Genomic DNA, 25,164 nt, shown 5'->3' on the forward strand with positions numbered 1-25,164 from the left:
GCACAGAGCCGGCCGTGGTCCGCTTCTCTCCGTCGGCTTCCCAGCCCCCGTCCGGCCCGCGTCCATGGCAGACGCGGGCCGGTCAGGAACGGGCCGCTGTGCCGGGCGGAAGGACTGCGGGTCAGTCCGCGATCGGCAGATACACGCGATTGCCCGCCGCCGCGAACTCCTTCGACTTCTGGACCATGCCCTCCTCGATCTCCTCCGGGCTTCCGCCGTGGCGGCGACGAATGTCCTGGGAGATCTTCATGGAGCAGAACTTGGGCCCGCACATGGAGCAGAAGTGAGCCGTCTTGGCAGGCTCCGCCGGCAGTGTCTCGTCGTGGAACTCCCGTGCCGTGTCCGGGTCCAGGGCGAGGTTGAACTGGTCCTCCCACCGGAACTCGAAGCGGGCGTCGGACAGGGCGTCGTCCCACTCCTGAGCACCTGGGTGCCCCTTGGCGAGGTCGGCTGCGTGGGCGGCGATCTTGTAGGTGATGACGCCGGTCTTCACGTCGTCACGGTTGGGCAGGCCCAAGTGCTCCTTGGGCGTGACATAGCAGAGCATGGCCGTGCCCCACCAGGCGATCATCGCGGCACCGATGCCGGAGGTGATGTGGTCGTACGCCGGCGCGACGTCCGTCGTCAGCGGGCCGAGCGTATAGAACGGAGCTTCATCACAGATCTCCTGCTGAAGGTCGATGTTCTCCTTGATCTTGTGCATCGGGACATGTCCCGGGCCTTCGATCATGGTCTGTACGTTGAAACGCTTGGCGATCCGGTTGAGTTCCCCGAGCGTGCGCAACTCCGCGAACTGTGCCTCGTCGTTGGCGTCCGCGATGGAACCGGGGCGCAGGCCGTCGCCGAGCGAGTACGTGACGTCGTAGGCCGCGAGGATCTCGCAGAGTTCCTCGAAGTGCTCGTACAGGAAACTCTCCTTGTGGTGCGCGAGGCACCACGCGGCCATGATCGACCCCCCGCGGGAGACGATGCCGGTCTTGCGGTTCGCCGTCAGTGGTACGTACGGCAGGCGCACGCCCGCGTGGACGGTCATGTAGTCCACGCCCTGCTCGGCCTGTTCGACGACCGTGTCCTTGTAGATCTCCCAGGTCAGCTCCTCGGCCCTGCCGTCGACCTTCTCCAGAGCCTGGTAGAGCGGCACCGTGCCGATGGGAACGGGGGAGTTGCGCAGCACCCACTCGCGGGTGGTGTGGATGTTGCGGCCGGTGGACAGGTCCATGACCGTATCGGCGCCCCAGCGGGTCGCCCAGGTCATCTTCTCGACCTCCTCCTCGATGGAGGACGTCACCGCCGAGTTGCCGATGTTGGCGTTGACCTTCACCAGGAACCGCTTGCCGATGATCATCGGCTCGATCTCCGGGTGGTTGACGTTGGCAGGGAGCACGGCCCTGCCCGCCGCGATCTCCTCCCGGACCACCTCGGGGGAAACGTTCTCTCGGACGCCCACGTACTCCATCTCGGGCGTGATCTCGCCCCGGCGGGCGTACGCGAGTTGAGTGACCGCGTTCCCGTCGCGACTACGGCGCGGCAGGCGGGGCCGTCCTGGGAAGACCGCGTCGAGGTTACGCAGGCCTCCTCGGGGCGAGGTGTGCTTGATCCCGTCGTCCTCGGGGCGGGCCGGGCGGCCCGCGTACTCCTCGGTGTCGCCACGGCCGACGATCCAGTTCTCCCGAACTGGCGACAGGCCCCTGCGGACATCGGTCTCGACGAGCGGATCGGTGTACGGGCCGGACGTGTCGTACAGCGTGACCGACTGGCCGTTGGTGAGGTGCACCTGACGGACCGGCACCCGCAGGTCGGGGCGCGAGCCCTCGACGTACGCCTTGTGCCAGCCGATGGACTTCCCGGCCTCCTGGGACTCTTCGTCCTGAATGGAGGCAGGCGTGCGTGCGTCCTTGTTGGTCATGTGACCTACTCCCTACGCCGGCATTACCCGGTAACAGGTTCGGCGGTCGACGCAGCGGCTTCCGTCTGCCGACGTTTCGTGTGCAACATCACTCACAAGTGGCGATGTTTCATGTGAAACATGGCTGGGACGGAGGTCAGCGCCCTCTCAGCCCGGTGCTCCGAGCTCCCGCGTGTTCAAAGGTGCCTCCACGCTAGCGTCAATTCGGGCGCGCTGAACAGAGGGCCCCTGTCGTTCTTGGGATGATCGGTCGGTGACCACGACAGATCAGCCTGCGTACCCACCGCCCGAGCCGCGCCGTGGGTCCGGTCGCGGAGACGGCGACCACGGCTCTGGTGGTGGGCAGAGGCCGGGTGGCGGGTACGGGCCCGGTGGCGCATACGGGCCAGGTGGCAGGCCGGAGCCCGGTGGCGGGCCGGCGTACGGGCACGGTCCCGGTGGCGGGCCGGGACACGGGCACGGCCACGGTTCCGATGGCGGTTTTGGGCCCCGGCCAGGCGAGGGCGATGGTGGCGGCGGCGGGCATGGCCAGGGGCCCGGTGACGGTGGCAGGCCAGGGCCGGATTCCGAGGGCGGCGGACACGGCCACTCACACGGTCACAGCCACAGTCATGGTCCGGCTGCCCCCGTCTCCCAGCACCTGCGCAAGGTCATCGCCGCCATCCTGATCCCGTTCGGGGCCGCGGTGCTGGTCGGGCTCGCGGTGCTGTGGCCCGGCGGCGCGCCGGCCCACGAGCGAACCGGCGTCGGCTTCGACCGGCAGACGCAGCAGGCGACGGTCACAAAGATCGAGAGCGTCAGCTGCAAGTCGGTGAACGCCTCCGGGGACGTCCCGACCGGCGACACTTCCACCGCCGAGGGCTCGTCCGCCCAGCAGCAGGCGAACGGCACCTGCAAGCGGGCCACGATCCGGGTCGACACCGGCAAGGACAAGAACCGTACGTTCACGGAGATCGTTCAGCCGGACCAGTCCCGGCAGTTGCACGCGGGCGAGAAGGTCGTGGTCGCGTACGAGCCCTCCGCGCCGAAGGACCTGCAGTACTCGGTCACCGACGTGAACCGCAGGCTGCCGATGGCGCTGCTCGCCGGGATCTTCGCCATTGCCGTCGTGGTGGTGGGCCGACTGCGTGGTGTCATGGCACTGGTCGCGCTGGCCATCAGCTTCATGATCCTGAACTTCTTCATCCTGCCCGCGATTTTGCAGGGATCGAACCCGCTGCTCGTGGCGGTGATCGGGGCGAGCGCCATCATGCTGATCGCCCTGTACCTGTGCCACGGGCTGTCGGCCAGAACCTCCGTGGCAGTGCTCGGCACACTGATCTCACTGTTCCTCATCGGCGTCCTGGGCTCGCAGTTCATCGGCTGGGCCGCACTCACCGGCAACACGGACGACAACACCGGACTGATCCACGGCCTGTACCCGTCGATCGACATGAGCGGGCTGCTGCTCGCCGGCGTCATCATCGGTTCGCTCGGTGTCCTGGACGACGTGACGGTCACACAGACGTCGGCGGTCTGGGAACTGCACGAGGCCAACCCGTCGATGGGCTGGCGCGGGCTGTACCGGGCGGGCATCCGCATCGGACGCGACCACATCGCGTCCGTCGTCAACACGCTCGTCCTCGCCTACGCGGGCGCCGCGCTGCCGCTGCTGCTGCTCTTCTCGATCGCCCAGAGCAGCGTGGGCGCGGTCGCCAACAGCGAGTTGGTCGCTGAGGAGATCGTGCGCACGCTGGTGGGCTCGATCGGCCTGGTCGCCTCGGTACCGGTCACCACGGCCCTCGCGGCCCTGGTGGTCTCGGCCGACCGGCCCGAAACGCGGACGTCCGCCGCTGCGGCAGGGGCAGGAGACACAGGGACGGGACCGGTGCCGGTGGTTGACCGCCCGGCTCCGGCACGCGGTGGGAAGGGACGTCGACGCAAGCACTGACGTGGAAGGTTCGGCCGGCCTCGGTCGCACCTTCTCCGCCCCACTCCCTGAGATCACCCGAACAGAAGCGTTACTGCGCGCCGTGGCGCTTCAGCCCGCGCTCTGCTCCTCCGCCAGGATGCGGTCCAGCGCCTCGTCGAGGTGGGCGTCGAAGTCAGCGAGCGCACCCTCCTGGCCCAGCGGCACCAGCTTGTCGGTGCGGTCGAGGAACGCGACCAGCGGTGCCGTGGACGAGCGGAACAGGGCCTGGTCGCTGCCGACCTGAAGCCGGATCAGTACGTCACCCAGCGTGTCGGTGTCGGCGGGAGCGACCCGTACGTCGCCCTCCCCGCACGGGCGCCCCACTCCGTCGATCAGCAGCTCACGACCGAAGGCCCAGGTCACCGGGGCATCGCCGGGCAAATGGAAGGTCAGCCGGACGGCATACGGATCGCAGGTCTCGTAGCGCAGTTCCACCGGGATGCGGAAGGACAACTCCTCGGACACGAGAAAGCTCATCATGACCTCTGCCTGTACGGACTCTCGCATCGCCTACCCCGTCGTGTGACGTCGTCTGGCCGGGAATGATCCCTCTGACACTGCTGGCATCTTGCTGAACGTGCGCGCTAGATCACAAGGAGTGAGTTTTCAGATACTGATAGAGAGCGCGAGCGACCCGAGGTGCCGCCCCACGGCGTTCTGTAACTGCCGCGTCGCCGCAGGCAGACGATCAGCCTGGTGCGCGGGGAGAGAGATGGCCATGGTCGCGGCTGTCGTGCCCACCGTGATCGGAATGGCCGCGCACACGGTGCCCAGCGCGTACTCCTGGCGCTCCGTCACCGCATCCATGCGCCGTATGCGTTCGAGCCGCCGTAGCAGCGTGTGGCTGTCACGCACGGTGTACGGGGTGATGGACTGCACGGGGTGCCGGTCGAGGTGGTCGCGGCGGGCGTCCTCGTCCAGTTGGGCCAGCAGGCACTGGCCGATGGCGTGCGCGTGCCCGGTCTCGCGGAAGTCGGCCCATTCCTCGACCGCCGGATTTCCCGGGGCGTCGGAGACGCACACGACCTCGATCTCCCCGTCGCGGTACATGGCGTAGTACACCGGGACACCGATGGCGTCGCGCCAGTCGGCGAGCGTGTCGACGACGGTGCTGCGACGTTTCTGCCGCGCGCCGCTGCTGCCCAGTCGCTCGGCTGCCTCGCCGAGGAAGAACAATCCCTTGTCCCGGGAGAGATAGCCCTCGTACACGAGAGTGCGCAGCAGGTGGTACGCCGTGGGGAGGGCCAGACCCGTCTCACGGGCCAGTTGCTTGGCGGGTGCTCCGTGTTCGTGCTCGGCGACGGCCTCCAGCAGGCGCATGGCGCGCTGCACCGACCCGATCAGGGTCGCGGAGTGCGGTGCCGTGGAGGATTCCGCCGCGTGCCGTTGCGTGGGAGGCGTCTGCCGCCGCGCGGGAGGGGGCATCGTCGAGCGTGGCTGCGTCGGCAGCGCGGGCCGCTCGACGGATGACGTCGTCGAGCGCGGCCGTCCTGTGGCCGGTGCGGGTTGTTCAGGCGGCCGGATCCGGGGCCCCGGAGCCGGGACGGCGGCCCGGACGTCGGCGGGGGGCCCGGGGGGTTCGGTGTGGGCGGTGTCAACCGTGACCAAGGGGCACTCCCGAAGCGCGAGGGGGCGGCCCGTGCTGGGGAACACGGGAGGGCTGGTACGCCGCTCACGGGGGTTCGTCCCCGCGACGACCCCGGACTCTAATGGCCCGTCGTCGCTCGCAGACGCCCTGCCCGGGAAACTTCCCTCGCGCGAGGGAACCGGTGATTCCTGTTACCGATCGCCGGTTGCCCTGCGTGAACCTCTCATTCGTCGTCCGGGACGGCCCCGTCGCACCTGGCGCTCACCAGTCGCTGCGCGACGAGGAGCTGGATGTGAACTTCCGTACGACGTAGATCAGTCCGCCGACGAGCGCGACGAAGACCAGCACCTTGAACAGCAGTCCGATGACGAAGCCGACGACGCTGGCGATCAGCCCGCCGAACACGACCAGGGCGATGACCGGCACCGCCACCCACTTAACCCACCACGGCAGTCCCGCGAAGATCTCTCGCATCGCCCTTACCTCTCCGATACCTGTCCACGCCCGGCGCCCTTGGTGCCGGATCTTCCTATGTCCTGCACTCGATGCTAGGGCGAGGAGGGGGCCGACGGGGGCCTCGCATCCCTTGTCCGCCCCTGACTGATCCCCTAGGGAACCCCGAGGTCGCGCGTCACCTCTCGGGTGGAGAGAACACCACCAGCACCCGGAGGTCCTCGCTGATGTGGTGGAACTTGTGCGCGACACCAGCCGGTACGTACACCACGCTGCCGCGCGCCACCTGGGTGGTCTCCATGCCGACGGTGATTGCCGCCCGGCCGCTGACGACGAAGTACACCTCGTCCTGGTTGTGCGGCTGTTGGGGGTCAGGCTCGCCCGCGTCGAGCGCGTACAGGCCGACCGACATGTTCCGCTCCCGCAGGAACTGCAGGTAGGCGCCGTCGTTGGCGGCGCGTTCCGCCTCCAGTTCATCCAACCGGAATGCCTTCATCGACTTAGTCCGCCCCTGCCCGTACTCGTAACCGATCTCGTCTGCCACGATCAGACACATGAAGAATTTCGTAGTCAAGACGATCGCCAACGCGGGCGCCCTGGCGGTCGCCGTCTGGCTGCTGGACAAGATCACCCTGACAGGTGACAGCACCGGCAAGAAGATCTGGACACTGATACTCGTCGCCCTGGTCTTCGGCCTGGTGAACTTCCTGGTCAAGCCCATCGTGAAGGTACTCACCTTCCCGCTGTTCATCCTGACCCTCGGCCTGATCACCCTGGTGGTCAACGCACTGATGCTGCTGCTCACCTCGTGGCTGGCCGACAAGATCGACCTGAGTTTCCACGTGGAGGGCTTCTGGACGGCCGTTCTGGGCGGTCTGATCATCTCGATCGTGTCGTGGGCGCTCCATGTCGTCCTGCCCGACGAGGACTGAGCACGCCATGACCTACCGCGTCTGCTTCGTCTGCACGGGCAACATCTGCCGTTCCCCGATGGCCGAGTCGGTCTTCCGCGCCCGCGTGCGGGAGGCCGGGCTGGACGGCCTGGTGGAGATCGACAGCGCCGGCACGGGCGGCTGGCACGAGGGCGACGGGGCCGACCCGCGCACAGTCACCGTCCTGGTGGACAACGGCTACGACAGCACGCACACCGCCCGGCAGTTCCAGCCCTCCTGGTTCGCCCGCCTCGACCTCGTCATCGCCCTCGACGGCGGCCACCTCAAAGCACTGCGCCGCCTCGCACCCACCGCGAAGGACGCGGACAAGGTACGGCTGCTGCGCGCCTATGATCCCGCCGCGGGCGCCGCCCTCGACGTGCCGGACCCCTATTACGGGGACATGGACGGCTTCGAGGAGTGCCTTGAGATGGTGGAGGCGGCGAGCGAGGGTCTACTCACCGCGGTACGAAATGACGTGGAGGGGCGGGCGGCATGAGCGACGCCGGCAAGGGCGACGAGATCGGCAGGGCGGGTTCTCCGGGCACCGGGGACGGCACGCGCGCGGTGCGGGCCGGGCTGCCGGAGCCGGTCAAGCACGAACCGGCCCTGCCCGGCCCGGTCTTCGCCGCGCACTTCCATCTGCCGGGCGAGGTGACGGGTCCGTACGGCTACGGCCGCGACGACAACCCCACCTGGACCCTGCTTGAGCGCGCGATCGGCGATCTGGAGGCGCCCGGGCAGGACGACGTCGAGACGCTCGTCTTCGCCTCGGGGATGGCCGCCGTCTCGTCGGTGCTCTTCTCACAGCTGCGCGCCGGGGAAACGGTCGTCCTGCCCGAGGACGGCTATCAGGCGCTGCCCCTGGTGCGTGCCCAGCTGGAGGCGTACGGCATCGAGGTGCGGACCGCGCCGACCGGCAACGACGCTCAGCTCGACGTCCTCGACGGCGCGAAACTGCTGTGGATCGAGAGCCCGTCGAATCCCGGGCTCGACGTGTGCGACATCCGACGGCTCGTCGAGGCGGCACACGCGCGTGGCGCCCTGGTGGCGGTCGACAACACGCTGGCGACACCGCTCGGTCAGCGCCCCCTGGAACTGGGCGCCGACTTCTCTGTGGCCAGCGGCACCAAACAGCTCACCGGCCACGGCGACGTCCTCCTGGGATACGTCGCCGGTCGCCGTGCCGAGGCCATGGCCGCCGTACGCCGCTGGCGGAAGATCGTCGGGGCGATCGCGGGCCCCATGGAGGCTTGGCTCGCGCACCGTTCGATCGCCACGCTGCACCTGCGGGCGGACCGGCAGAACGCGAACGCCCTGGTGCTCGCCGAGACGCTGCGCGAGCGGCCCGAGGTGACCGGGCTGCGCTATCCCGGGCTGCCCGACGATCCCTCGCACAAGGTCGCCTCGCGACAGATGCGCCGCTACGGCTGCGTGGTCTCCTTCACGCTGGCCACGCGGGCGCGTGCCGACCGTTTCCTCGACGCGCTCCGGCTGGTGGACGACGCGACCAGCTTCGGCGGGGTGCGGTCCACGGCCGAGCGGCGCGGGCGGTGGGGCGGCGACGCCGTGGCGGAGGGCTTCATCCGTTTCTCGGTCGGCGCCGAGGATCCCGAGGACCTGGTGGCGGATGTGCTGCGAGCCTTGGACGCGTCGGCACCCTGACCACGGCGCACCAACGCCGTTTGCGGCCTCCTCCACGTACAACGGACGGTCCGAGCCTCCCCCCTCGTGGCTCGGACCGTCCTCGGTTCCGCGCGCGAAGAACCGCGCGACCAAGGCTAGTTGACTCTGTGTCAGTGTCCAATCACAGTAGCGACAGAGGCCTATCGACATATTTATAGTTGGGCCCTGCCTCGGGCAGGGAGAAGGGAAGGGGGAGGGCGTCGCCATGGATCTGGCCTTGCTGCGCACCTTTGTGACGGTGCACCGGGCCGGTTCCTTCACCCGCGCCGCCGCTCTGCTCGGACTGTCCCAGCCGGCTGTCACCTCGCAGATCCGTACGCTGGAGCGACAGCTGGGGCGCCCGCTGTTCCTACGGCAGGCCCGTGGAGTGACCCCGACGACCATCGGGGACGAACTGGCCCACAAGGCGGCCCCGCACCTCGACGCCCTGGTGGAGATCACCGAGACCGGTCTCGACGACGAGTCATCTCTGCGCACCCTGCATCTGGTCGGCCCTCCCGAGTTCACCGCTGAGCGGGCGTTACCGGCGCTCACCGCGCTGACCGGCGAGGACGGCCAGGGCTTCGCGCTGCGCACCTCTTTCGGAAATGCCGAGGAAGCCTTGGAGGGGCTGGCCGCCGGACATCATGATCTGGCCATCAGTACGGCCCGTCCGCGCGGCGGCCTGCTCACGGCGACTCCGCTCTGCGACGAGGAACACGTCCTGGTCGCCGCTCCGCGGTGGGTCGAACTGCTCGGCTCCGGGAAACCCGGCCGCAGAGGAGCACGAGCGCTGGAGAACGTTCTGGCGGTCAAGGGAGCGCACGCGCTGGAGAGCGTCCCCGTGGTCGAGGTGCACGAGTCGTTGCCTTTCGTCTCCCGCTACTGGGCCTCCGTCTTCGACTCCCGCCCCGCTGCCCCGGGCAGCGTGATCGTCCCGGACCTGCGTGCGGCTCTGGCGTGCGCGGCCGCGGGCGCCGGGCTCGCCGTGCTTCCTCGTTATCTGTGCGCGGCCGCTCTGCGACGCGGTGACGTCGTCGCGCTGCACGATCCCCCGGTGCCACCTCTGCGCACGTATTTCCTGTCGGTGCGGACGGGAACGCTCGCCATGCCGCATATCGCACGGGCACACGAGTGGCTTCTGCGCGCGGCCGGCGACTGGTGCTGAGCCCCGATTTCCGCTGGTGACAGGCTGGGTTCACCCGGTGACGTCTCGCGATGTTTCACGTGGAACCAACGGGGCCACATTCCTCCCATGACCGTCCGACCCGTGGTCAAGCGCACCGCACGCGCCATCCTGCTGGATGGTGACGACCTGATCCTGATCAAGCGCACCAAGCCTGGCACGGATCCCTACTGGCTCACTCCCGGCGGCGGGGTCGAGCCGGACGACCCGACCGTGGTCGACGCCCTCCACCGCGAGGTGTATGAGGAACTCGGCGCCAAGGTCACCGACGTGGTGCCCTGCTTCGTCGACACCGTCGAGCACATCGGTGAGGATGGCGGCGCCACCGGCGTGAAGGTGCAGCATTTCTTCGTCTGCCACCTGGAATCGATGGATCCGGCTCTGCGCCACGGCCCCGAGGTGGACGAGCCCATCGGCGAGTACGAGATCGTGCGAGTGCCCTTCACCCGGATCGGCATCGCCTCCGTCCATCTCGTGCCGTTGTCCCTTCGGCACTATCTGGACGGCAACATCGAGGGTGTACGCGCCATGCATGCACCGGACCTGGGGTGACAGTCGCCAGATCTGACCGGACGGTTCGGACCCGACGGACGTCGGAACTCACTGAGCGGCTACGAGCTCTTCCAACGAGTCGTGGCGTATGCGCTCGAACGGGATACCGATGTCCTTGAGCGCGCTCACCCCATTGCGGATCATGCCGGGGGGGCCGGACAGGTAGACGTCGTACTCGTTCCACGGGCCGTATTCGCGTATGGCGTCGGGGAGCTGCAGGTGCGCCTGCTGGTCGACGACCGCACGGACCGAGAGCCAGTGGTGGGACTGCTGAAGTCTGAGCATCGTGTCGATGTCGTAGAGGTCGTGATTGGTACGAGCGCCGTAGAACACCTCGACCGGTCGCCGCTCCCCGTGCTCGGCGAGGTCCTCCACGAGTGCCTTGATGGGCGCTATGCCGGTGCCTCCGCCCAGGCAGAGCAGCCCGCTGTCGGAGGTGTGGTCCACGGTCATCGAACCTGCCGGCGGTCCGAGCCGGATGATGTCACCGGGACGGGCGCGGTGCACCAGGGCGTTGGAGACCCAGCCCGCCGGGACGGCCTTCACATGGAACGACAGCAGGCCGTCTGAGCGGGGTGCGGAGGCGAAGGAGTAGTGCCGCCAGATCCGGGGCCACCACGGTGTCTCCAGGCTCGTGTACTGCCCGGCGAGGAAGGGGTAGGGCTGGTCGGGACGGACGGTGACGACCGCGACGTCCGGTGTTCTGAGGTCGTGAGAGACGACCTCCGCGTGCCACCAAGGCGGGGATCGCAGTTCATCCGCGGCCGCAGCGTCGATCATGACCTGCGAGATCGTCGTGTACGCGCGGACCCAGGCGGCTTCCGTCTCCGTGTCCCACCCCGAGGCGTATTTGCTCAGCGCTCCGATCAGGCATTCGCCGACCGCCGGATAATGCTCGGCCTGAGTGCCGTACTTGCGGTGGCCGCGGCCGAGATTCTGCAGGTATTCGACGAGGACTTCGGTGTTGTCGATGTGCTCGGCCGCGGTGAGCAGGGCCTTCAGCAGGCGGTCCCGCTGGGTGTCCATCGCCGCCGGGAACAGCGGCCGCAGGTCGGGGTGGCGCACGAAGAGAAGCGCGTAGAAGTACGACGTGACCTTGTCGGCGACTGGGCCGATCTCGGCCATGGTCCCGCGGATGAGGACAGCGTCCGGAGAGGCGTTCCGGGTGGGGACGGGCCGCTGCTCGGGGACACGCTGTCCGGTGGACGGGGCTTCGGTGGGCGAGGCCACACCGAGCTCGGCTCTGGCGGAGGGCGCCGCGCTCGGGGCGGGGGCCGTGGCGGGGGCGAAAGCGGGGGACGATATCGAAGGGGCCTCGGGCGCGGCTTCCTGTAGCCGGACGGCCCCTGTCAAGGCCGGTTCGCCGACTGTCAGGGGCGGCGGTATGTCGTCCGCCGGCGAGGAAGGGGGTCCGTCCTCGGCGGCCGACGAGTCCGGCCACTGCGTGTCGTCGGCCGTGGTGGGCGGGGTGGATCCCTCCGGTGGAGGGGTCGTGCCGGTTCCTGCCGTGGTCCTGCCCACCGGGCGCATCGCCGCCAGGCGGCTGCCCTCGGCTGCCTCCCGTTCGCCGCCAGGAGGCGCCGTCGGCTGCTTGTGCGGCGTGAACCAGCCGCCTCCGCCGCCGGACGTGCCGTTGTCGGCCGACGTGGTGGTCGGAGCGTCCATGGTGTGCCTCGCCTCGAACATCTTTCGGTCGGTCTGCGCACTTCCTCGGTCGGAAGGTGCCTGCTTTCCCCCCGCAGACGGCTTGCTTTTCCCCGTTCGCTGTCGCAGCCGATGCGGCCACATTCAACCTGCGTTCCGGCTCCGTACGGACAAGTAAGGCGAGAGTGTGACATTGCCCGCAGGACTCTCACCGCTGCGTCCCACCGGTGGGGATACCCCGGCCGAACGACCGGAAATACGGATCCTCGATCTCTCCGTCCCGTTAGGCTGCAATGCCTTGCTCCGGGTCGGCACAGAGTGCACAGGATGCACACCTCGCTCCGACCCGAACCGGAGTCGACCATACCGGCCGACGCTCTGCACACAAGTCCCGCCTCGTCCACCATGAATTGAGTGCGGGCAAACCATCGATTACATCAATTACCGGGCGAGCCGTACCAATTCGTAGGCTTCCCACAGATCCCTCCCTACGTAGGAATGGGTCGCGCGACCGGACAGATGGCGGTCCGCATTGACCGCGACGGAGACGGGCACCACATCGAACAGGTCCCTGTCGGAGAGCGAGTCGCCGTACGCGACGCAGTCTGCCCGTGTGACTGCGAATTCCTCACACAGCCGGTCGGCGATCCGCACCTTGGCCGCTGCGCTGAGGACTCCTGCAGGGTCCACCGGCTCGGTGAAGGGCACTGCGGGAAAAAGCGAACCGTGCGCCGCGTGCGCACCCCAGTGAATGAGCCGCTCCACGAAGAAGGACGGGGAGAGCGAGACGACGGCACAGTAATCGCCCGCCTCTCTGATCTCCGCCCAGACCTCGCGGATCCGAGCCAGCCACGGTGCGCCGTCGAAGGCCGCCACCACATGTGCCTCAGTGAGCTCGGCCCAGAGCGCGTACACCTCTGCCGCGTACTCGGGCGGCCCTATCAGGCCCGCCCCGATGGCTTGGTCGAGCGCCACTGCCTCGGCTTCCAGACCGAGTTGCCGGGAGATCTCCACAGGCGCCGTGGTTCCGTGCAACAACGTGCCGTCGAGGTCGAAGAGATGAAGTCTCGCCATGCTCTGAGGCTAGCGGGCTGCATTGCCGCCCCTTGATCGACCGTCCGCGGACAGAATCCGTTCGTCGATGTTTCACGTGAAACACCTAGCGCCTGTTCGGACCCTCTGGAGTTGGCTATGCGATGGCCAAAAGCGCCTACGTCCCGCGGAAACAGGTAGACGTCGAGGTCACACGTCGGACAGCCTGACCTGCGTGCCGACTCCTTCCCTCAGCGCTCTGCCCATCCGCCGTCTGACGCTTCGCGATCACAGCGCCTGCGCCGACTTGTCCGAGGACCGGGGGTGGCCACGCGAAGAACACAAGTGGGGCTTCCTCCTCACCGCCGGGACGGGCTACGGCATCGACGACCCCGAAGGCGGGCTCGTCGCCGCATGTGTCGTCACCGAGTACGGCCTGCGGGACCGTCCCGACCTCGGGGCCATCGGAATGGTCCTGGTCGCCGAACGGCATGCCCGCCAAGGCGTCGGGCGCCGACTCATGCGACACATCGTCTCGGTCATGGGCACCACACCGCTGACCCTGCACGCGACACCGAACGGCCGCCCGCTCTACGAAGAAATCGGGTTCAAGATCACCGGCCGGGCCGAAATGCTGTGCGGACACTTCACACCGGGTGGGACGGATCCCGGTATCGCCACCCGTCCCGCCACCGCCGAGGACCTCACCGGCATCCTCCGACTCGACGAAGAGGTGTTCGGCGCCGATCGCACCCACATCATCACCAGGCTGCCCGCCTTTGCCCACCAGTTGCGCGTTGCCGAGGAGGACGGCCGGGTCATCGGGTACGCGGGCGCCTGGCCCAACATGGACACCCAGGTCGTCGGTCCGCTGATCGCCCGCGACACCCGGACTGCGAAGGCCTTGCTCGCCTCTCTCGCCGCCCACTCCGACCGCCCGCTACGCACCGACATCGACGTGCGGCACGAAGAACTGTTGGCATGGGCGAAGGAGCGGGGACTGATGTCCATGGCCTTCAACGTGGTCATGGCGTACGGCATCGCGGAACTGCCCGGTGACTGGAGCCGGAGGTTCGCCCCACTGACGGTGGCAGCAGGCTGAAGGCGCCGCCAGAACTGTGCCGACCCCGGAGGTTCTGGGGACCGGCACGTTGTGGCCGGCACAGATCAGTGGCGGACGTCGGTCGGCTGGTCCGTCGGCGCACCCTGTCTGCAAACGACCGACACCCTGGTGACGGACTGCCCCCTGGCGACACCCCCCAAATAGGGTGCCCTCATGGGAGATCTTGAGATACGGGCCGCCACGAGAGTGGACATCCCAGCGATCGTCGCGATGCTCGCTGACGACCCTCTGGGGGCCCAACGGGAGTCACCGGATGACCTGACCCCCTACCTGACAGCGCTGGATCGTCTGTCGTCCGACCCGCACCAGCACCTCGTCGTCGCCGTACGCGAGGGCCGCGTCGTCGGCACGCTTCAGCTCACGGTCATCCCCGGACTGTCCCGGCGCGGCTCCACCAGGTCGATCATCGAAGGCGTACGCATCCACGCCGATGAGCGTGGCAGTGGTCTGGGCACACTGCTCATCGAGTGGGCCATCGACGAATCCCGCCGCCAGGACTGCCAGCTGGTCCAACTGACCTCGGACAACACCCGCACGGACGCCCACCGCTTCTACGAACGGCTCGGCTTCACGGCCTCACACGTGGGATTCAAGCTCCAACTGTGACACACCAGCGCGCGACATCCCCATGGCGGCCTGTTTCACGTGAAACAGGCCGCCAGCGCGAGGACGCCTAGCCGATACCCCGCCACCCCTCGGGATCCACCCCGCCCGGCACAGAGGGCCCCTCCTCGTACGGCTGACGCGTGAACACGAACGACCCGAGGTCGAGGTGGCTCACGGATCCGTCCGGCCGCCGTACGGCCCTCAGGAGCTCTCCGGCGTAGTAGCCCTCCAGACCGGTCCAGGTGCCGTCGCCATTGGCCCGGAGCCGCGAACGGCGGCCGTTGCCCGACAGCGGCTCCAGCGAGACGAGTCCGTCGGCCGTCAGTCGCAGACCGAAGGCATGGGTCCCCCAGTACCACTGGCCGACCAACTCCATTACTGAGGCGTCCACTTCGGCCAGGGGTTGCCACGGCTCGGGAATCCGCGGCTCTGCCTCGGCGACGATCCGCACGAGATCGGCGCCCACAGTAGCCAGCAGCGGCCCAGAGGTGCAGTTGGCCAGGACCACCGCTGCGACGTCGTCCGCCACGCTGATGGTGAGGTTGGCCAGAAAGCCCGGCAATGAACCCGAGTGCCCCACGAGCAGTCGGCCGTCTCTGTGCTGGATCTGCAGGCCGAGCCCGTAGGTGGACCCGTCCCCGACATCCGCGGCCTCCGCCGGCGCTGCGGGAGTACGCATCTCCTGGACGCTCCGCGCACCGAGCACCCGGTCGTCCCCCTTGGTGAGGAAGACAGCGAAGCGCGCCAAATCACCGCTTGTGGACCAGAGTTGACCAGCCGGTGCCATCCGGCCCAGGTCCTCGGCCGGCTCCGGGAGCATCGCATCCGCCCAGGGATGCACCGCCCAGCCGCCGGCATGGGGCGCCCGTGGCTGCGCACTCGTGCGACGGAGGCCCAGAGGTTCGAGCACTTCGCGCCGCATCACTTCCTCCCACGGCGCCCCACGCAGCCTTTCGACGAGCGCTCCCAACAACGTGTAACCCGGATTGGAGTAGTGGAAGCGGCGCCCGACCGGATGCCGGAAGGGCTGCTCTCCCACTACGTCGGCGAGCTCGGGCCGCAGGGACCCAGGTGTGCGTTCCCACCACGGCGCTGGCGACTCGGCCGCCAACCCGCCCGTATGGGCCAGAAGATCGGCGATGGTGGCCTCCCCTGCCCCGGTGCCGGGCAGATGCTTCTCCAACCGATCATTGAGGTCAAGCGCGCGCTCGTCCCGCAGCCGCAGCACGAGAACGGCAGTGAAGGTCTTCGTGATCGAACCGATCCGGTACTGCACGTTCTCGTCGGAGCCGTGTCCGTCCACCGATGTCCGCGAGCCGTGCCACACGGCTCGCCCGTCCCGTACCACCGCGGCGACCAGTGAGGGAGCTCGCCCTTCGGCCTGAGCCACGGCAATCCGGTGCAGCAACGCACGGCGCGTGCCGGGCAGCAGCTCTTCCTGAGGTGTCGTCATGCCGCCAGTCCACCCCGCGGGGCCTGTGGGCGTCGACTTCATTTGGCCGGGGCCGGACCTGTAGGTCAGCGCCGACCTGGCGCTATGGGCGGGATCGGACCGGTCCGGTCCTTCGGCCGCGCGTCACCTTGAGGCTTCGATGCCGTCGAGCAGGAAGTCGGGACCGATGGGGAAGGTGGTCGGCGTCCCGGTGGGCGGCATCGCGCACCACCGTGGCCAGCGCGGGGAATCGGCCGGTGGCGAAGGTCCGCTCCAGACAGGGCCCGAGTGAGGCCTGCCAACGCTTCTCGTCCAGCCCGGTGGCCCGCTCGGCATTCCCGACATCGACCGCACGCACCCCGACCTCGCGGCGATGTTCAGGCGCGGCACCTACTGGGTGCTCGGCAACAGACTGTCCCTGGCGGCGCAGCGCAACGGCGACGGCCGCACTCGCATCGGCCTCAGCTTCTACAAAACACCGCCGAGGACTAGTTCGCTACGAGCGGGATCCCGTTCGACGACCCGGCCGCCGCCCGGGCGCGGGTGATCGACCTGCTCGCAGGTTGGGACTCACGGTTCACCACGCTGATCGTGGCCTGCGACGACACGGTCGTGCCGCGGTCGATCACCACTCTCCGGGTAGGCCTGACCTGGCCGTCGACGTCCGACGTCACGCTGCTCGACGCTTCTTGACCGGCGTGACGGGATGAATGCCGAGGGCCGGGGCACCGTCTTCAGTGTGGCGTAGGGCAGTGCGGCGACGAAGTACTGCAACCGCTCCAGGCATGAGGGATGGCCAGGGCGTCTTCCAGGAACCCTGGGACACGGGTGCCCCATGTAGGTTCTCAGCCGCTGTGTCATGCGGCGACGCGGTGACCTGGACGTTTTCAGGCTGTCTCACGTCGTGTCATCTGCCTGCTGTCTCAGCGTCGTGTCATTTCCTCAAGTGAGTGCAGAACGGCCGACCACTCCTCAGTCCTGGTCCGCGCCGTCTGCTGTGTGGGGAAGCAGGGGGAACAGTCGGGTGATGAGGGCCACCGGTCGAGCGCCGTCAGGCCGGGCCAGGGGGCGTTGTTCGCGGTCCTGGTAGGGCGCGAGGGCCCGTCGGATCACGTCCGCGACCCGGCTCATCTCTTCGGGTGTCAGGTAGGCAACTGCGCTGAAGGCTTCGTCATGGCGCCATTCGGACGGCGCTTCATCTCGCTGGGTCAGCCATCGCTGCCAGCTTTCGTCCTCCAGCCCACGAGCCAAGTCGCCGAACTGCTCCTCCGCCATGGGACCGTCGGCAGCGGGGGGGTGCTGCCTCAGACGCCATGGACGTGCGCGGCCCCCGCGGTGGGGGGCTTCTTCAATGTATCCGTGGCGTGCGAGCTGGCGTAGGTGGAATGAGCAGAGGCCAGAGCTGTAACCCAGCCGGGAGGCGGCTTCGGTCGCCGTGACGGTGCCGACTTCGGCGAGCAGGTCCAGCAGGGCTGTGCGGACTTCGTGCTCACGCAATTCTTCGCCGCTGCCGGCTGCCTGGTCGTCCGGGGTGTTGACGTCATCTTCAGTCACTTTGCAAAGTCTGCTACTTTGCAAAGAGCTTGGCAAGCAGTAGTCCTGCTGAAGGTGATCAGCTGCGGTGACCTCCGCGGCATCTGTGGCGTGCGCAAAAGGGAGACAGCCATGTCTGTTCGTCACGAGCGGTCCCGTTCCGTCGACCGACGAGTCCGTGTTCAAGGCCGCCCGGTGGACACCTATCCGGCTCTGCCGCCAGAAGCGGGACGGGGTTCGGTTCGCAGGGTCACGGTCGTGGGCGAGGAGGTGCTGAGCCGTCCGTGCCGGGAGGTGACCGAGTTCGGGACTCCGGAGTTGTCGGCATTAATCGACGACATGTTCCTGACCATGTATGTCGCCGACGGTGCCGGCCTGGCCGCCAACCAGGTTGGCGTTGACCTGTGCCTATTCGTGTACGACTGCCCGGACGACTATGGAATCCGGCATGTCGGTCACATCATCAACCCGGTTCTGGACCTGCCCGATCCAGGGAGTCGGCGACTCGTTGACGAATTCGAGGGCTGTCTGTCCGTGCCCGGTGCCGCCATGGCGGTTCCCCGCACCGATCGTGCTGTCGCTCGTGGGTTCGACAAGGACGGCAGCCCTCTCGTCATTGAGGGGTTGGGATACTTCGCCCGGTGCCTGCAGCATGAGACCGATCACCTCGTCGGCCACACGTATCTTGATCGGCTCTCCAGGCGGGACCGCAAGGACGCGTTGCGGCAGATGGAAGACCGCAGGGAGGACGTCTTCGCGCAACGCGCGATCAAGGCCGCCAGTTTGGGTCGGTGAGACGCCGCATTAGCGTGCGGTCAGCAGGGGTGCGGACCCTCTGGTCCCGTCGCTGAGTGGATCGCTGCGACAACAGCTTCGCCGAGTGGGGTCAGTCTCATTGGTGATGCCGTGGTTGCGCGGATGAAGAGCGGGTGCCCGATCTCCCGTTTCAGCCTTCCGATCCTGGTGATCAGTGCGGTGTGATGGGTCCCGAGCGCTTCGGCGGCTTCCTTGAGCGTTCGATAGTGCGACACTGCGGCGAACTCGCGAAGGCGGTCCCATGCGCCGGGTCCCGTGAAGGCAGGACGGAGGATTGCCGGTGCCTCTCTGGCCTGAGCTGCCAGCTGCGCGAGTTCGGGGCGGGTGTGCCCGTTCACCTTGGTCACGGGGATTCCATGCAGCTTGGCCCATCGGGTCATGGTCGTGGGGCTGAGGCCCTTCTCTCTGCCGAGCTCTGCCAGGGTCCGGCCGTGGACCAAGTACTGCTCGCGGAGCCATGCTCCGTCGACGTAGCCCTTGCGCGGGCCCGTTGCGTTGGGCTCGCGGATCTCGATGCCGTACTGCTCGGCGAGACGCCTCGTAACGTTGCGGCTGACGCCAGCGAGATCCGCGATCTGGCGGAGGCCGAGACGTTCTGCGTAGTAGAGCCGCCGGAACTCGTCCGGCGGGAAGGCATGCTTCGCGATCCGCATGGCTTCGCCGTCGTTCCGACGACGACTGCGTGGCCTCGGCTGGGCCGGTGCGGGAGACCTGTGCAGCAGAACTCGGACAGCTTCATGTGACGTCCCGAGTTCGCGGGCGGCTTGCTCCGTCGTCATGGACGGTGAACGGATCATTTGATGAAGAATGCGGATGTCGATCTTCTCCAGGTCATGACCCATCGTTTTCAGGCCGCTGGCAATCACCGTCGGGGGTTCCCAGACCAAAGACTCGCCCTCGACGCCGTTCTCTGCGAGGAAATCGGCTCCAGCGCGGTGCAGGCCGTCCCTGACTTCAGGTGTCAGGAACGCGGCGAAGTAGTTCACGTGCGGCCGGTCCATCGGCCGAGTGATCGCGAAGTGGCTGGGAGCGAGATGTGCCGGAAGCCCGCTCAGCTGCTCGAAGAGTGTGCTTCGCGCAACGATGAGACGACGTCCCTGGCCGGGTTGGACTCCGGCGTCCTCGCAGATCTGACGCCATCGAGCCTCGGAGAGTAGATCGGTGTAGTCCAACATGCGGCGGCGCTGGTAGTCGATGGGCACTTCGTGTGCGTCGAGGTAGTCCGCCAGCCGCACCAGTGCCGTGCTGACCACCGCCCAGTGTCCCTGCGCATGCAGGAGTTGCAGGACTTTCGAGGTCATCTGCCGGGTGGTCACGCTGCCGAGACGACGTGTGATCACTCTGAGGTCGTCGCGTGTACCCACCAATCCCAGGGAAGCGGACAGGCAAGGACGGAACGTTCGGCTGTATGCGCCTTGCGGCGGTGACAGCAGGACAGACCAGCCGGGCCAGAAGCACGAGGGAATCTTGTGAACGCGCTGGTCCGCCAGACCTCCGCGAGGGGACGGTCTGGAGGGGAGGAAGGCCGGAAGCCGGTAACGGAGCTGATCACTCGGTCGCAGCATCGGTTCCTGCGCTGTCAGCTGGACGGCGCTCAGCAGCGGACTGATGCCGTGCATCCTGTGGAAGCCCGTCAGACGCTTGAGTGTCTCTGACGGGTCTGCGGCGGCGACGAGGTGCCGAAGCTCGCGGCCGGCGGCATGGACGTGGGGCTGCCCGAGGACTTGAAGGGCGGCGGCGATTCCAATGGCTTGGACGGGTGCAGTCAGGCTGCGCCTGGCAGGAACGGCGCCCGTGATTTCGGGAAGAGCCCCTTTCACACCCTCATAGATCTCTCGCGTGTCGTGCGGCAAGACATTGGCCAGACCGCTGTCCGCGGCATCGGCCAGGAGCCGGGAGGAGAGGGCACGAAGATCAGCCAGTGCCTCCAATGCGGAGAAGCCCTGGTTGGCGCTGGCGTAGATGCCGAACCTTGCTGAATCATGCTCCGCGGTCTCCGTCAGCAGCTTCTGTGCTGCCAGAAGTGTGTGACAGGGCTCAAGTTCGCGGCTTGCCGTCTCGGACAGCGGGTGGCCGCAGCGTTGATGCCTTCTGCCGTGTTCTTCGCGTTGGTCGGGGACGGCACATTTTCCCGGCTCTGGGACATAGCGCTGTTGGTGCAGCCGTCTCCAGGGCACTTGACCGCACTGAGGGCATGCGTCGACGAGTAGGCGGTTGTGATCGAGGCAGGCGAACATCCAGCCCAGCCTCCAGCTCAGCTTCCACCGGCCCTTCGTCTCGGCCAGGCAGTCCGGGCAGAAGCGCGATCCGGCCTGGCGCCCCCAGTGGTGCCATCGACTGACCTGCCTCGTATCCCGTTTGATCTTGAGTGCTCGGCCGTCGAAGTGCGCGAGCGTCATCGCATGCAGGACCTCGACGTTCACGCCGGTGGCGTGAGAAATGCCGACGGCTTCGTGGTCACGAAGCAGAATCGCCCAGCGGGCTGGGATATCACGGCGGCAGTCGCCTGCTTCGACCCGTCGGGCCAGGCCAAGAGCTGGGAGCAGGTCAGCCATGGGTGTCCGCAAGCGATAGGCGATCGTCTCGAACCACGAGTCCAGGGCCTCCCCATCCAGCGGAGCGACACGGATTGGCAACGTCCGCAGGCCCTGGTTCATGCGGCCTTGCGCTTTTGCTTGGGTCGGCTGGTCAGCTTGCCAGTCTCGAAGGCCAGTTGAAGCTCCCTGCGGGCCTCCTCGGAAGCGGCGTCGTTCTTGACGGTGCTCAGCAGGTCCTCGTCCAGCCGCTCGGCGCCGGTGCGTACGGCTTTCTGGCAGCCGCGGTTGATCAGTGTCATCAGGGAGCCGATGTGGCCGGTGCTGCGGGCGAAGAGGTAGTCGGACAGATCATCCGCGATCATGCCTGGATGCTTGTCGGCAAGGACGACGCGCTGTTCGATGGCCAGCAGCATGTCCCGCCAGTGGCGGCGTCCTTTCTCCGTTTTGATGGTGAAGGGTTCCATGCCCAGCCGGGTCGTGCGGCGTCCGGTCTGGGCCAGGACGGCGTCCTCAAAGTCCTCGCCCTCGTTGAACAGGCCGCGCGTCTTCAACCCGACGCCGATCATCAGCAAGGTGACGGGGAACTCGTTCGCGATGTACTTGAAGTGGTTGCTGACCTCGATGCCGGACCGGTTCCTCCAGCGAAGGAAGTGGAGGTCATCGACGATCAGCAGTTTCGTCTCGCAGGACAGCACGCAGTCAAGGGCCCGGTAGCCGAAGTCGGATGCGGTGCCACGGAAGCGTCCCGGGTGGCCGTAGAACTCAAGGATCGCGCGATTGAAGTCGCGCATTCCGGTGTTCGCGGTCAGCCCGACTCGGCAGACCGGCCATCGCTCGAATCCTGCATCGGTGAACTCGTTCGCCTCGGTGATCTCCCTGCGATGGAACTTCTTGGCGAACGCCAGCACCGCCGTGGTTTTGCCCAACCCAGGGAAGGCGTCGAGCGCAATGCCGCCTTTGGCCTTGTCGCCGTCCTGCTCGTTGCTGTCGATGATGTCCCACAGGTCCTCGTGCAGTGCTGCCATCTGCGGGGTGTCCAGCGGGCCGAGGTTCGCGTGCCACTTGCGGCGATCGCGGTCGTACTCGATCCGGGCCGCCTCATCCAGGGCCTTGATCTGTCGACGTGACAACGGCTCGGGCCGCGGCCGGCGCGGAGCCTCGGCCAGCCGCTTGAACCCCTCTTTGCGGGAGAGGGTGAGGTGGTCCAGCTTCGCCCGCAGGTCGTCGGCTGGCGAAACGTCGCGGCGGTCAGTCATCGACGTCCTTCAGTGCAGTGGCGTAGAAATCGTCCTCGTCCACCAAGTCCTCGAAGTCGGCTGCGTCGTCGTCCCCGCCCTCTGCCTCGTCGGTCTCCTCTGGCTCGGCCTGTGGCGTCTCCTCCGCCTCGCCCAGAGCTCGGCGTACCGACGGAAGGGTCACGGCCGTCTCGACCTCGGCTTCAGGCAGTTCGATGGTCTGCTCGCGAGAGAGCCGCAGTGCCATGCGTCGCTCGGCGGGTGTGTTGCCCAGCCCCGCATTCCAGCGCTCCAGCAGATCCGCGACGGCAAGCCGATCGTCGACATGGGTGTACTTCTTGGCCGCGAGTTTCCGGGCGAAGGCCAGGGCCTCCTCACTCATCGGCATCTGCATCGCGGGCGCGTGCTCCCACTCCAGCGCGTGCCAGGCCCTGTTTTGGTCCCGGAAGTAGATCTTCGTGATGTCGTCGGGGTTGACCTGGAATGGCCAGTGATCGTGTTTGCCCCGGTAGGCGTAGGGGCTCTTCGTGCCCGGTGCCGGCAGGCCGGGGCCCCGGTAACGGCGGCCGTCGATCTCGACGCCGTAGTGCTGCATCGTGCGCCACTTCGTGGGCAGGAACTCGAAGGCGAGATCACTGTCCCGGGGGACCTCGATGTAGCCAGCGCGGGCCATGCCGTGTTCGAACATCTGGGCCGGGGACATCCGTAGCCCCGGCAATCCCGGGTCGACCAGGCTGGAGTGCGGCCGACAGTGGTAGACCGTCGCGGTCCACTCCCGGATGATCTCCTCCAACTCGTCCAGGAAGTAGAACGCCTCCCCTTCCGGATCCTCGCCGCGGGAGTGGATGTCCGGGCCCTTGTAACCGGGCAGGGCCTCCAGCTTTCCTTCGCGCAAGGTGCGGAAATAACGCTCCACCGGTCCCTTGTCCCGGCCCGTGCGCAAACGCGCCGGCTGGATCGATATGCCCATCCGGCGACAGACACTGGTCACGTGCTCCGACACGTAGACCTTGCCGTGATCGACCACGAGCGTCTCGGGAACCAGTGGCGGTGAGGCAAGCCCGGGCCCGGTCGATCCTTCGACGTCAACCAGGACCGTGCGCGGGATCCCGTGCTCGGGCCAGACCGCGTGCCGCGGCCAGTCCCGCACCGCTGGCCGCGGGCGGAAGCATTGGAACAGCACCGCGCTCACATCCACCGCCTTCGTGGACACAGGAGTGAGAAGGATCCCGGTGATGCAGCGCGTGTACCAGTCCATCGCAACCGTCAGTTCGGCCTGCACCCACCGCAACGTGAGCGGGTCGAAGGCGAACACGTCCAGCCGGGTGGTGTCCATCAGTACGTACTCGCCCGGCCGCGTCGGCCGCAGCTTCCCGTAAGGCCCCTCCGGGCGGCCGGCGATATCCCGGTTCCGCTTCGTGCTCAACCGAAACAGCGGGTGCCGACGCTCCAGGGACTCCAGGATCCGAAATGCCGTCGCCCGGCTCGGCTGTGGCACCACATCGGGACCAAACCGGGCGATCACCCGAGCCCGGGTCCGGTCGATCACCAGCGTCCGCGACGGCCTCGACGAGTCGGTGAACTCGACCATTACTTCCAGTGCAGTCTCCACCCAACGGTCATCAGCCGAAGGCTGCGACCTTCCCGACGAGTTCCTCTTGGGCGCAAGCCCGGCCTCGCCATGCCGACGGAAATCAGCGACCCACTGCTTCACAGTACGGACCGACACGCCCACTTCTTTAGCCTTGGCCGCGTACTTGGTCTCTGCTCGCATGCCAGGTGCGTACTCAGGACGCGGCTCGCCATCGCGGCCCAGCTCGGGGCTTCCAGAGCGGTATCCCGTCAGGACTTCGCGGACGTGCTCAGCCCGCTCCAGGACCTTCTGCCGTTCGCTCTGGCGCAGCTGGCCCAGCACGACCGAGGCAATCTCTTCGACATCGTCAGCCGCCGGACCGGATTGCTCGGGGATCACCTCCGCGCGGTCGGAGAACAGCAGTTCCTTCAGAGTCAGTCGGCGAACTCGTCCCCGACCGTCCTTCAGGACGACCTCATTGCCTGCCGTCGTCGAGGCCATCTCGACTACCTCGACGGTCTCCCCGTCGTAGCGGAAACGCGCACCGACTCCAACCCGGGCTCCCGCACCACTCATGCCGCCCTCCTCAACACCGCGGAGGGACGTAGGGGTTCGGTCAGATCCGCACGCAGCTCTTGGTTCCAAAGCAGGTGATGGATTCCGGCCCGCACTCTCTGCTCAGGACGGCCAGGCAGCCTCCGCGCCGCCTGCCCCAGCGGAACGCCGTCCAGGTCAGCACGCCGCAGATCCTCCAGGATCTCCGAGGCGAACAGCCACCCACGGCGATAGCCGGCCAGGAAACGGATGTTCTCCAGCTCCGCCTCCGGTGGCTCACTCCACACCTCGTAGCACCACCCGCGCGACTCAACCGCCCGGCGGGTCCACTTGAACGTGAAGGCCACCGCCGGCTTCAACAACCGTCGGCGCGGCTTGACATCCACGACCACCGGGCCATCCTCAGTCATCAGGAAGTAGTCCGGGATGTGCCTGCGGGTCTTGCCCTCCACCACTGCCTTCAGCAGGAACGGCTGGGCCACGATTCCGTGCACCGCAGGATCGAAGTCGGCGAACAGCAGCCGTGCGAGCTCAAGACGCGACTCGTAGATCACGTGATCCTGGGTCGTCGCCGACCAGTATGTGCCGGAATAATGCTTCTGCTCCCTGTACCAGCGAAACGTCCGCCACGGAGCAGCCGAACCCAGAAGACCCAACGACACTGTGTTCCATGCAAGGTCCTCGGCTACCCCACCGTCGCGGCGGCGAACACTGGCCGTGACAGCCGAATCGTCCATGACCTACCCCCAACCCCGGTGATGCCCGTACGCCAAGATGCCCACCTCCGGTTGGGAGGTGGGCAAGTCCTGGGGCGGTTAACCCGAAAGAGTGAGTGCGCTGAACAG

Annotated in this window: 23 protein-coding genes; 9 read left to right on the forward strand and 14 right to left on the reverse strand. The window is 67.4% G+C overall.

Annotation, left to right across the window (positions count from 1 at the left end; genetic code table 11):
- Positions 1-121 precede the first annotated feature (121 nt).
- Complete coding sequence (thiC, locus tag OHA64_RS23725) at positions 122-1,906, reverse strand: phosphomethylpyrimidine synthase ThiC (protein ID WP_405616239.1); 1,785 nt, start codon at positions 1,904-1,906, stop codon at positions 122-124.
- A gap of 253 nt (positions 1,907-2,159) precedes the next feature.
- On the opposite strand from thiC, the gene OHA64_RS23730 reads away from it, so the two are divergent.
- A complete protein-coding gene (locus OHA64_RS23730; protein ID WP_405616241.1) occupies positions 2,160-3,836 on the forward strand; it encodes a YibE/F family protein in 1,677 nt (558 codons plus the stop codon).
- A 90-nt stretch (positions 3,837-3,926) separates the two neighbouring features.
- Here OHA64_RS23730 and OHA64_RS23735 read toward each other — a convergent pair whose 3' ends face one another.
- From OHA64_RS23735 to OHA64_RS23750, 4 genes are all read right to left on the reverse strand, one after another.
- Entirely contained in the window at positions 3,927-4,364 is a 438-nt protein-coding gene (locus tag OHA64_RS23735) for an SsgA family sporulation/cell division regulator (protein ID WP_405616243.1), read from the reverse strand.
- Positions 4,365-4,463: 99 nt separating this feature from the next.
- Positions 4,464-5,282, reverse strand: coding sequence for an IclR family transcriptional regulator (locus OHA64_RS23740; protein ID WP_405616245.1), 819 nt, complete (start codon positions 5,280-5,282; stop codon positions 4,464-4,466).
- Between the two features lie 424 nt (positions 5,283-5,706).
- Positions 5,707-5,919: a DUF5326 family protein gene (locus OHA64_RS23745; protein ID WP_003991465.1), complete on the reverse strand. Its 213-nt coding sequence runs from the start codon at positions 5,917-5,919 to the stop codon at positions 5,707-5,709.
- Positions 5,920-6,076: 157 nt separating this feature from the next.
- Positions 6,077-6,394, reverse strand: coding sequence for a cupin domain-containing protein (locus OHA64_RS23750; protein ID WP_405624072.1), 318 nt, complete (start codon positions 6,392-6,394; stop codon positions 6,077-6,079).
- 58 nt (positions 6,395-6,452) lie between these two features.
- Between OHA64_RS23750 and OHA64_RS23755 the strand changes: the two genes are divergently transcribed.
- The 5 genes from OHA64_RS23755 to OHA64_RS23775 all read left to right on the forward strand — a co-directional run bounded on the left by OHA64_RS23755 (position 6,453) and on the right by OHA64_RS23775 (position 10,233).
- Complete coding sequence (locus OHA64_RS23755; protein WP_405616248.1) at positions 6,453-6,830, forward strand: phage holin family protein; 378 nt, start codon at positions 6,453-6,455, stop codon at positions 6,828-6,830.
- A gap of 7 nt (positions 6,831-6,837) precedes the next feature.
- On the forward strand, positions 6,838-7,329 hold the full coding sequence (locus OHA64_RS23760) for a low molecular weight protein-tyrosine-phosphatase (protein WP_405616250.1): 492 nt from the start codon (positions 6,838-6,840) through the stop codon (positions 7,327-7,329).
- Positions 7,326-8,495 carry a cystathionine gamma-lyase gene (locus OHA64_RS23765; protein ID WP_405616252.1) on the forward strand — a complete coding sequence of 390 codons (1,170 nt, stop codon included), beginning with the start codon at positions 7,326-7,328 and terminating at the stop codon, positions 8,493-8,495. Before OHA64_RS23760 ends, OHA64_RS23765 begins: the two co-directional genes overlap by 4 nt.
- A 226-nt stretch (positions 8,496-8,721) precedes the next feature.
- Positions 8,722-9,663 (forward strand): LysR family transcriptional regulator, encoded by a 942-nt coding sequence (locus tag OHA64_RS23770; protein ID WP_405616254.1) that lies wholly within the window; start codon positions 8,722-8,724, stop codon positions 9,661-9,663.
- Between the two features lie 87 nt (positions 9,664-9,750).
- Positions 9,751-10,233 carry an NUDIX domain-containing protein gene (locus OHA64_RS23775; protein ID WP_405616256.1) on the forward strand — a complete coding sequence of 161 codons (483 nt, stop codon included), beginning with the start codon at positions 9,751-9,753 and terminating at the stop codon, positions 10,231-10,233.
- A gap of 48 nt (positions 10,234-10,281) precedes the next feature.
- Here the strand turns inward: OHA64_RS23775 and OHA64_RS23780 are convergent, their stop codons facing one another.
- Positions 10,282-11,919, reverse strand: coding sequence for a globin domain-containing protein (locus OHA64_RS23780; RefSeq protein WP_405616258.1), 1,638 nt, complete (start codon positions 11,917-11,919; stop codon positions 10,282-10,284).
- A 399-nt stretch (positions 11,920-12,318) separates the two neighbouring features.
- Positions 12,319-12,951, reverse strand: a complete 633-nt coding sequence (locus OHA64_RS23785) for an HAD family hydrolase (protein WP_405616260.1) — start codon at positions 12,949-12,951, stop codon at positions 12,319-12,321.
- Positions 12,952-13,144: 193 nt separating this feature from the next.
- Here OHA64_RS23785 and OHA64_RS23790 point away from each other — a divergent pair, with 193 nt between their 5' ends.
- Both OHA64_RS23790 and OHA64_RS23795 read left to right on the forward strand, forming a co-directional pair.
- Positions 13,145-14,011, forward strand: coding sequence for a GNAT family N-acetyltransferase (locus OHA64_RS23790; protein ID WP_405616262.1), 867 nt, complete (start codon positions 13,145-13,147; stop codon positions 14,009-14,011).
- Positions 14,012-14,185: 174 nt separating this feature from the next.
- Entirely contained in the window at positions 14,186-14,638 is a 453-nt protein-coding gene (locus OHA64_RS23795) for a GNAT family N-acetyltransferase (protein WP_405616264.1), read from the forward strand.
- 67 nt (positions 14,639-14,705) lie between these two features.
- On the opposite strand, the gene OHA64_RS23800 is transcribed toward OHA64_RS23795, so the two are convergent.
- The 3 genes from OHA64_RS23800 to OHA64_RS23810 form a co-directional block, all read right to left on the reverse strand.
- Complete coding sequence (locus OHA64_RS23800; protein WP_405616266.1) at positions 14,706-16,091, reverse strand: serine hydrolase domain-containing protein; 1,386 nt, start codon at positions 16,089-16,091, stop codon at positions 14,706-14,708.
- A gap of 467 nt (positions 16,092-16,558) precedes the next feature.
- Complete coding sequence (locus OHA64_RS23805) at positions 16,559-16,744, reverse strand: hypothetical protein (RefSeq protein WP_405616268.1); 186 nt, start codon at positions 16,742-16,744, stop codon at positions 16,559-16,561.
- A gap of 298 nt (positions 16,745-17,042) precedes the next feature.
- A complete protein-coding gene (locus tag OHA64_RS23810) occupies positions 17,043-17,624 on the reverse strand; it encodes a helix-turn-helix domain-containing protein (protein ID WP_391161597.1) in 582 nt (193 codons plus the stop codon).
- Positions 17,625-17,735: 111 nt separating this feature from the next.
- Between OHA64_RS23810 and def the strand changes: the two genes are divergently transcribed.
- Complete coding sequence (gene def, locus OHA64_RS23815) at positions 17,736-18,398, forward strand: peptide deformylase (RefSeq protein ID WP_405616270.1); 663 nt, start codon at positions 17,736-17,738, stop codon at positions 18,396-18,398.
- A 20-nt stretch (positions 18,399-18,418) separates the two neighbouring features.
- Here def and OHA64_RS23820 read toward each other — a convergent pair whose 3' ends face one another.
- The 4 genes from OHA64_RS23820 to OHA64_RS23835 are packed head-to-tail and all read right to left on the reverse strand — an operon-like array spanning position 18,419 to position 25,056.
- Positions 18,419-21,076, reverse strand: a complete 2,658-nt coding sequence (locus OHA64_RS23820) for a TniQ family protein (RefSeq protein WP_405616272.1) — start codon at positions 21,074-21,076, stop codon at positions 18,419-18,421.
- Positions 21,073-22,212, reverse strand: a complete 1,140-nt coding sequence (locus OHA64_RS23825; protein WP_405616274.1) for an AAA family ATPase — start codon at positions 22,210-22,212, stop codon at positions 21,073-21,075. The genes OHA64_RS23820 and OHA64_RS23825 overlap by 4 nt, the downstream gene beginning before the upstream one ends.
- Positions 22,205-24,340, reverse strand: coding sequence for a helix-turn-helix domain-containing protein (locus OHA64_RS23830; RefSeq protein WP_405616276.1), 2,136 nt, complete (start codon positions 24,338-24,340; stop codon positions 22,205-22,207). Before OHA64_RS23830 ends, OHA64_RS23825 begins: the two co-directional genes overlap by 8 nt.
- Positions 24,337-25,056, reverse strand: a complete 720-nt coding sequence (locus OHA64_RS23835; protein ID WP_405616278.1) for a TnsA-like heteromeric transposase endonuclease subunit — start codon at positions 25,054-25,056, stop codon at positions 24,337-24,339. Before OHA64_RS23835 ends, OHA64_RS23830 begins: the two co-directional genes overlap by 4 nt.
- Positions 25,057-25,164: the final 108 nt, after the last annotated feature.

The organism is Streptomyces sp. NBC_00076 (assembly GCF_045041235.1).
Classification (GTDB): Bacteria; Actinomycetota; Actinomycetes; order Streptomycetales; family Streptomycetaceae; genus Streptomyces.

Bases quoted from the DNA above. Each gene is read 5' to 3' on its own strand.
- thiC (WP_405616239.1), bottom strand. From the start codon at position 1,906: ATGACCAACAAGGACGCACGCACGCCTGCCTCCATTCAGGACGAAGAG.
- OHA64_RS23735 (WP_405616243.1), bottom strand. From the start codon at position 4,364: ATGCGAGAGTCCGTACAGGCAGAGGTCATGATGAGCTTTCTCGTGTCC.
- OHA64_RS23740 (WP_405616245.1), bottom strand. From the start codon at position 5,282: ATGCCCCCTCCCGCGCGGCGGCAGACGCCTCCCACGCAACGGCACGCG.
- OHA64_RS23745 (WP_003991465.1), bottom strand. From the start codon at position 5,919: ATGCGAGAGATCTTCGCGGGACTGCCGTGGTGGGTTAAGTGGGTGGCG.
- OHA64_RS23750 (WP_405624072.1), bottom strand. From the start codon at position 6,394: ATGAAGGCATTCCGGTTGGATGAACTGGAGGCGGAACGCGCCGCCAAC.
- OHA64_RS23755 (WP_405616248.1), top strand. From the start codon at position 6,453: ATGAAGAATTTCGTAGTCAAGACGATCGCCAACGCGGGCGCCCTGGCG.
- OHA64_RS23760 (WP_405616250.1), top strand. From the start codon at position 6,838: ATGACCTACCGCGTCTGCTTCGTCTGCACGGGCAACATCTGCCGTTCC.
- OHA64_RS23765 (WP_405616252.1), top strand. From the start codon at position 7,326: ATGAGCGACGCCGGCAAGGGCGACGAGATCGGCAGGGCGGGTTCTCCG.
- OHA64_RS23770 (WP_405616254.1), top strand. From the start codon at position 8,722: ATGGATCTGGCCTTGCTGCGCACCTTTGTGACGGTGCACCGGGCCGGT.
- OHA64_RS23775 (WP_405616256.1), top strand. From the start codon at position 9,751: ATGACCGTCCGACCCGTGGTCAAGCGCACCGCACGCGCCATCCTGCTG.
- OHA64_RS23780 (WP_405616258.1), bottom strand. From the start codon at position 11,919: ATGTTCGAGGCGAGGCACACCATGGACGCTCCGACCACCACGTCGGCC.
- OHA64_RS23785 (WP_405616260.1), bottom strand. From the start codon at position 12,951: ATGGCGAGACTTCATCTCTTCGACCTCGACGGCACGTTGTTGCACGGA.
- OHA64_RS23795 (WP_405616264.1), top strand. From the start codon at position 14,186: ATGGGAGATCTTGAGATACGGGCCGCCACGAGAGTGGACATCCCAGCG.
- OHA64_RS23800 (WP_405616266.1), bottom strand. From the start codon at position 16,091: ATGACGACACCTCAGGAAGAGCTGCTGCCCGGCACGCGCCGTGCGTTG.
- def (WP_405616270.1), top strand. From the start codon at position 17,736: ATGTCTGTTCGTCACGAGCGGTCCCGTTCCGTCGACCGACGAGTCCGT.
- OHA64_RS23820 (WP_405616272.1), bottom strand. From the start codon at position 21,076: ATGAACCAGGGCCTGCGGACGTTGCCAATCCGTGTCGCTCCGCTGGAT.
- OHA64_RS23825 (WP_405616274.1), bottom strand. From the start codon at position 22,212: ATGACTGACCGCCGCGACGTTTCGCCAGCCGACGACCTGCGGGCGAAG.
- OHA64_RS23830 (WP_405616276.1), bottom strand. From the start codon at position 24,340: ATGAGTGGTGCGGGAGCCCGGGTTGGAGTCGGTGCGCGTTTCCGCTAC.
- OHA64_RS23835 (WP_405616278.1), bottom strand. From the start codon at position 25,056: ATGGACGATTCGGCTGTCACGGCCAGTGTTCGCCGCCGCGACGGTGGG.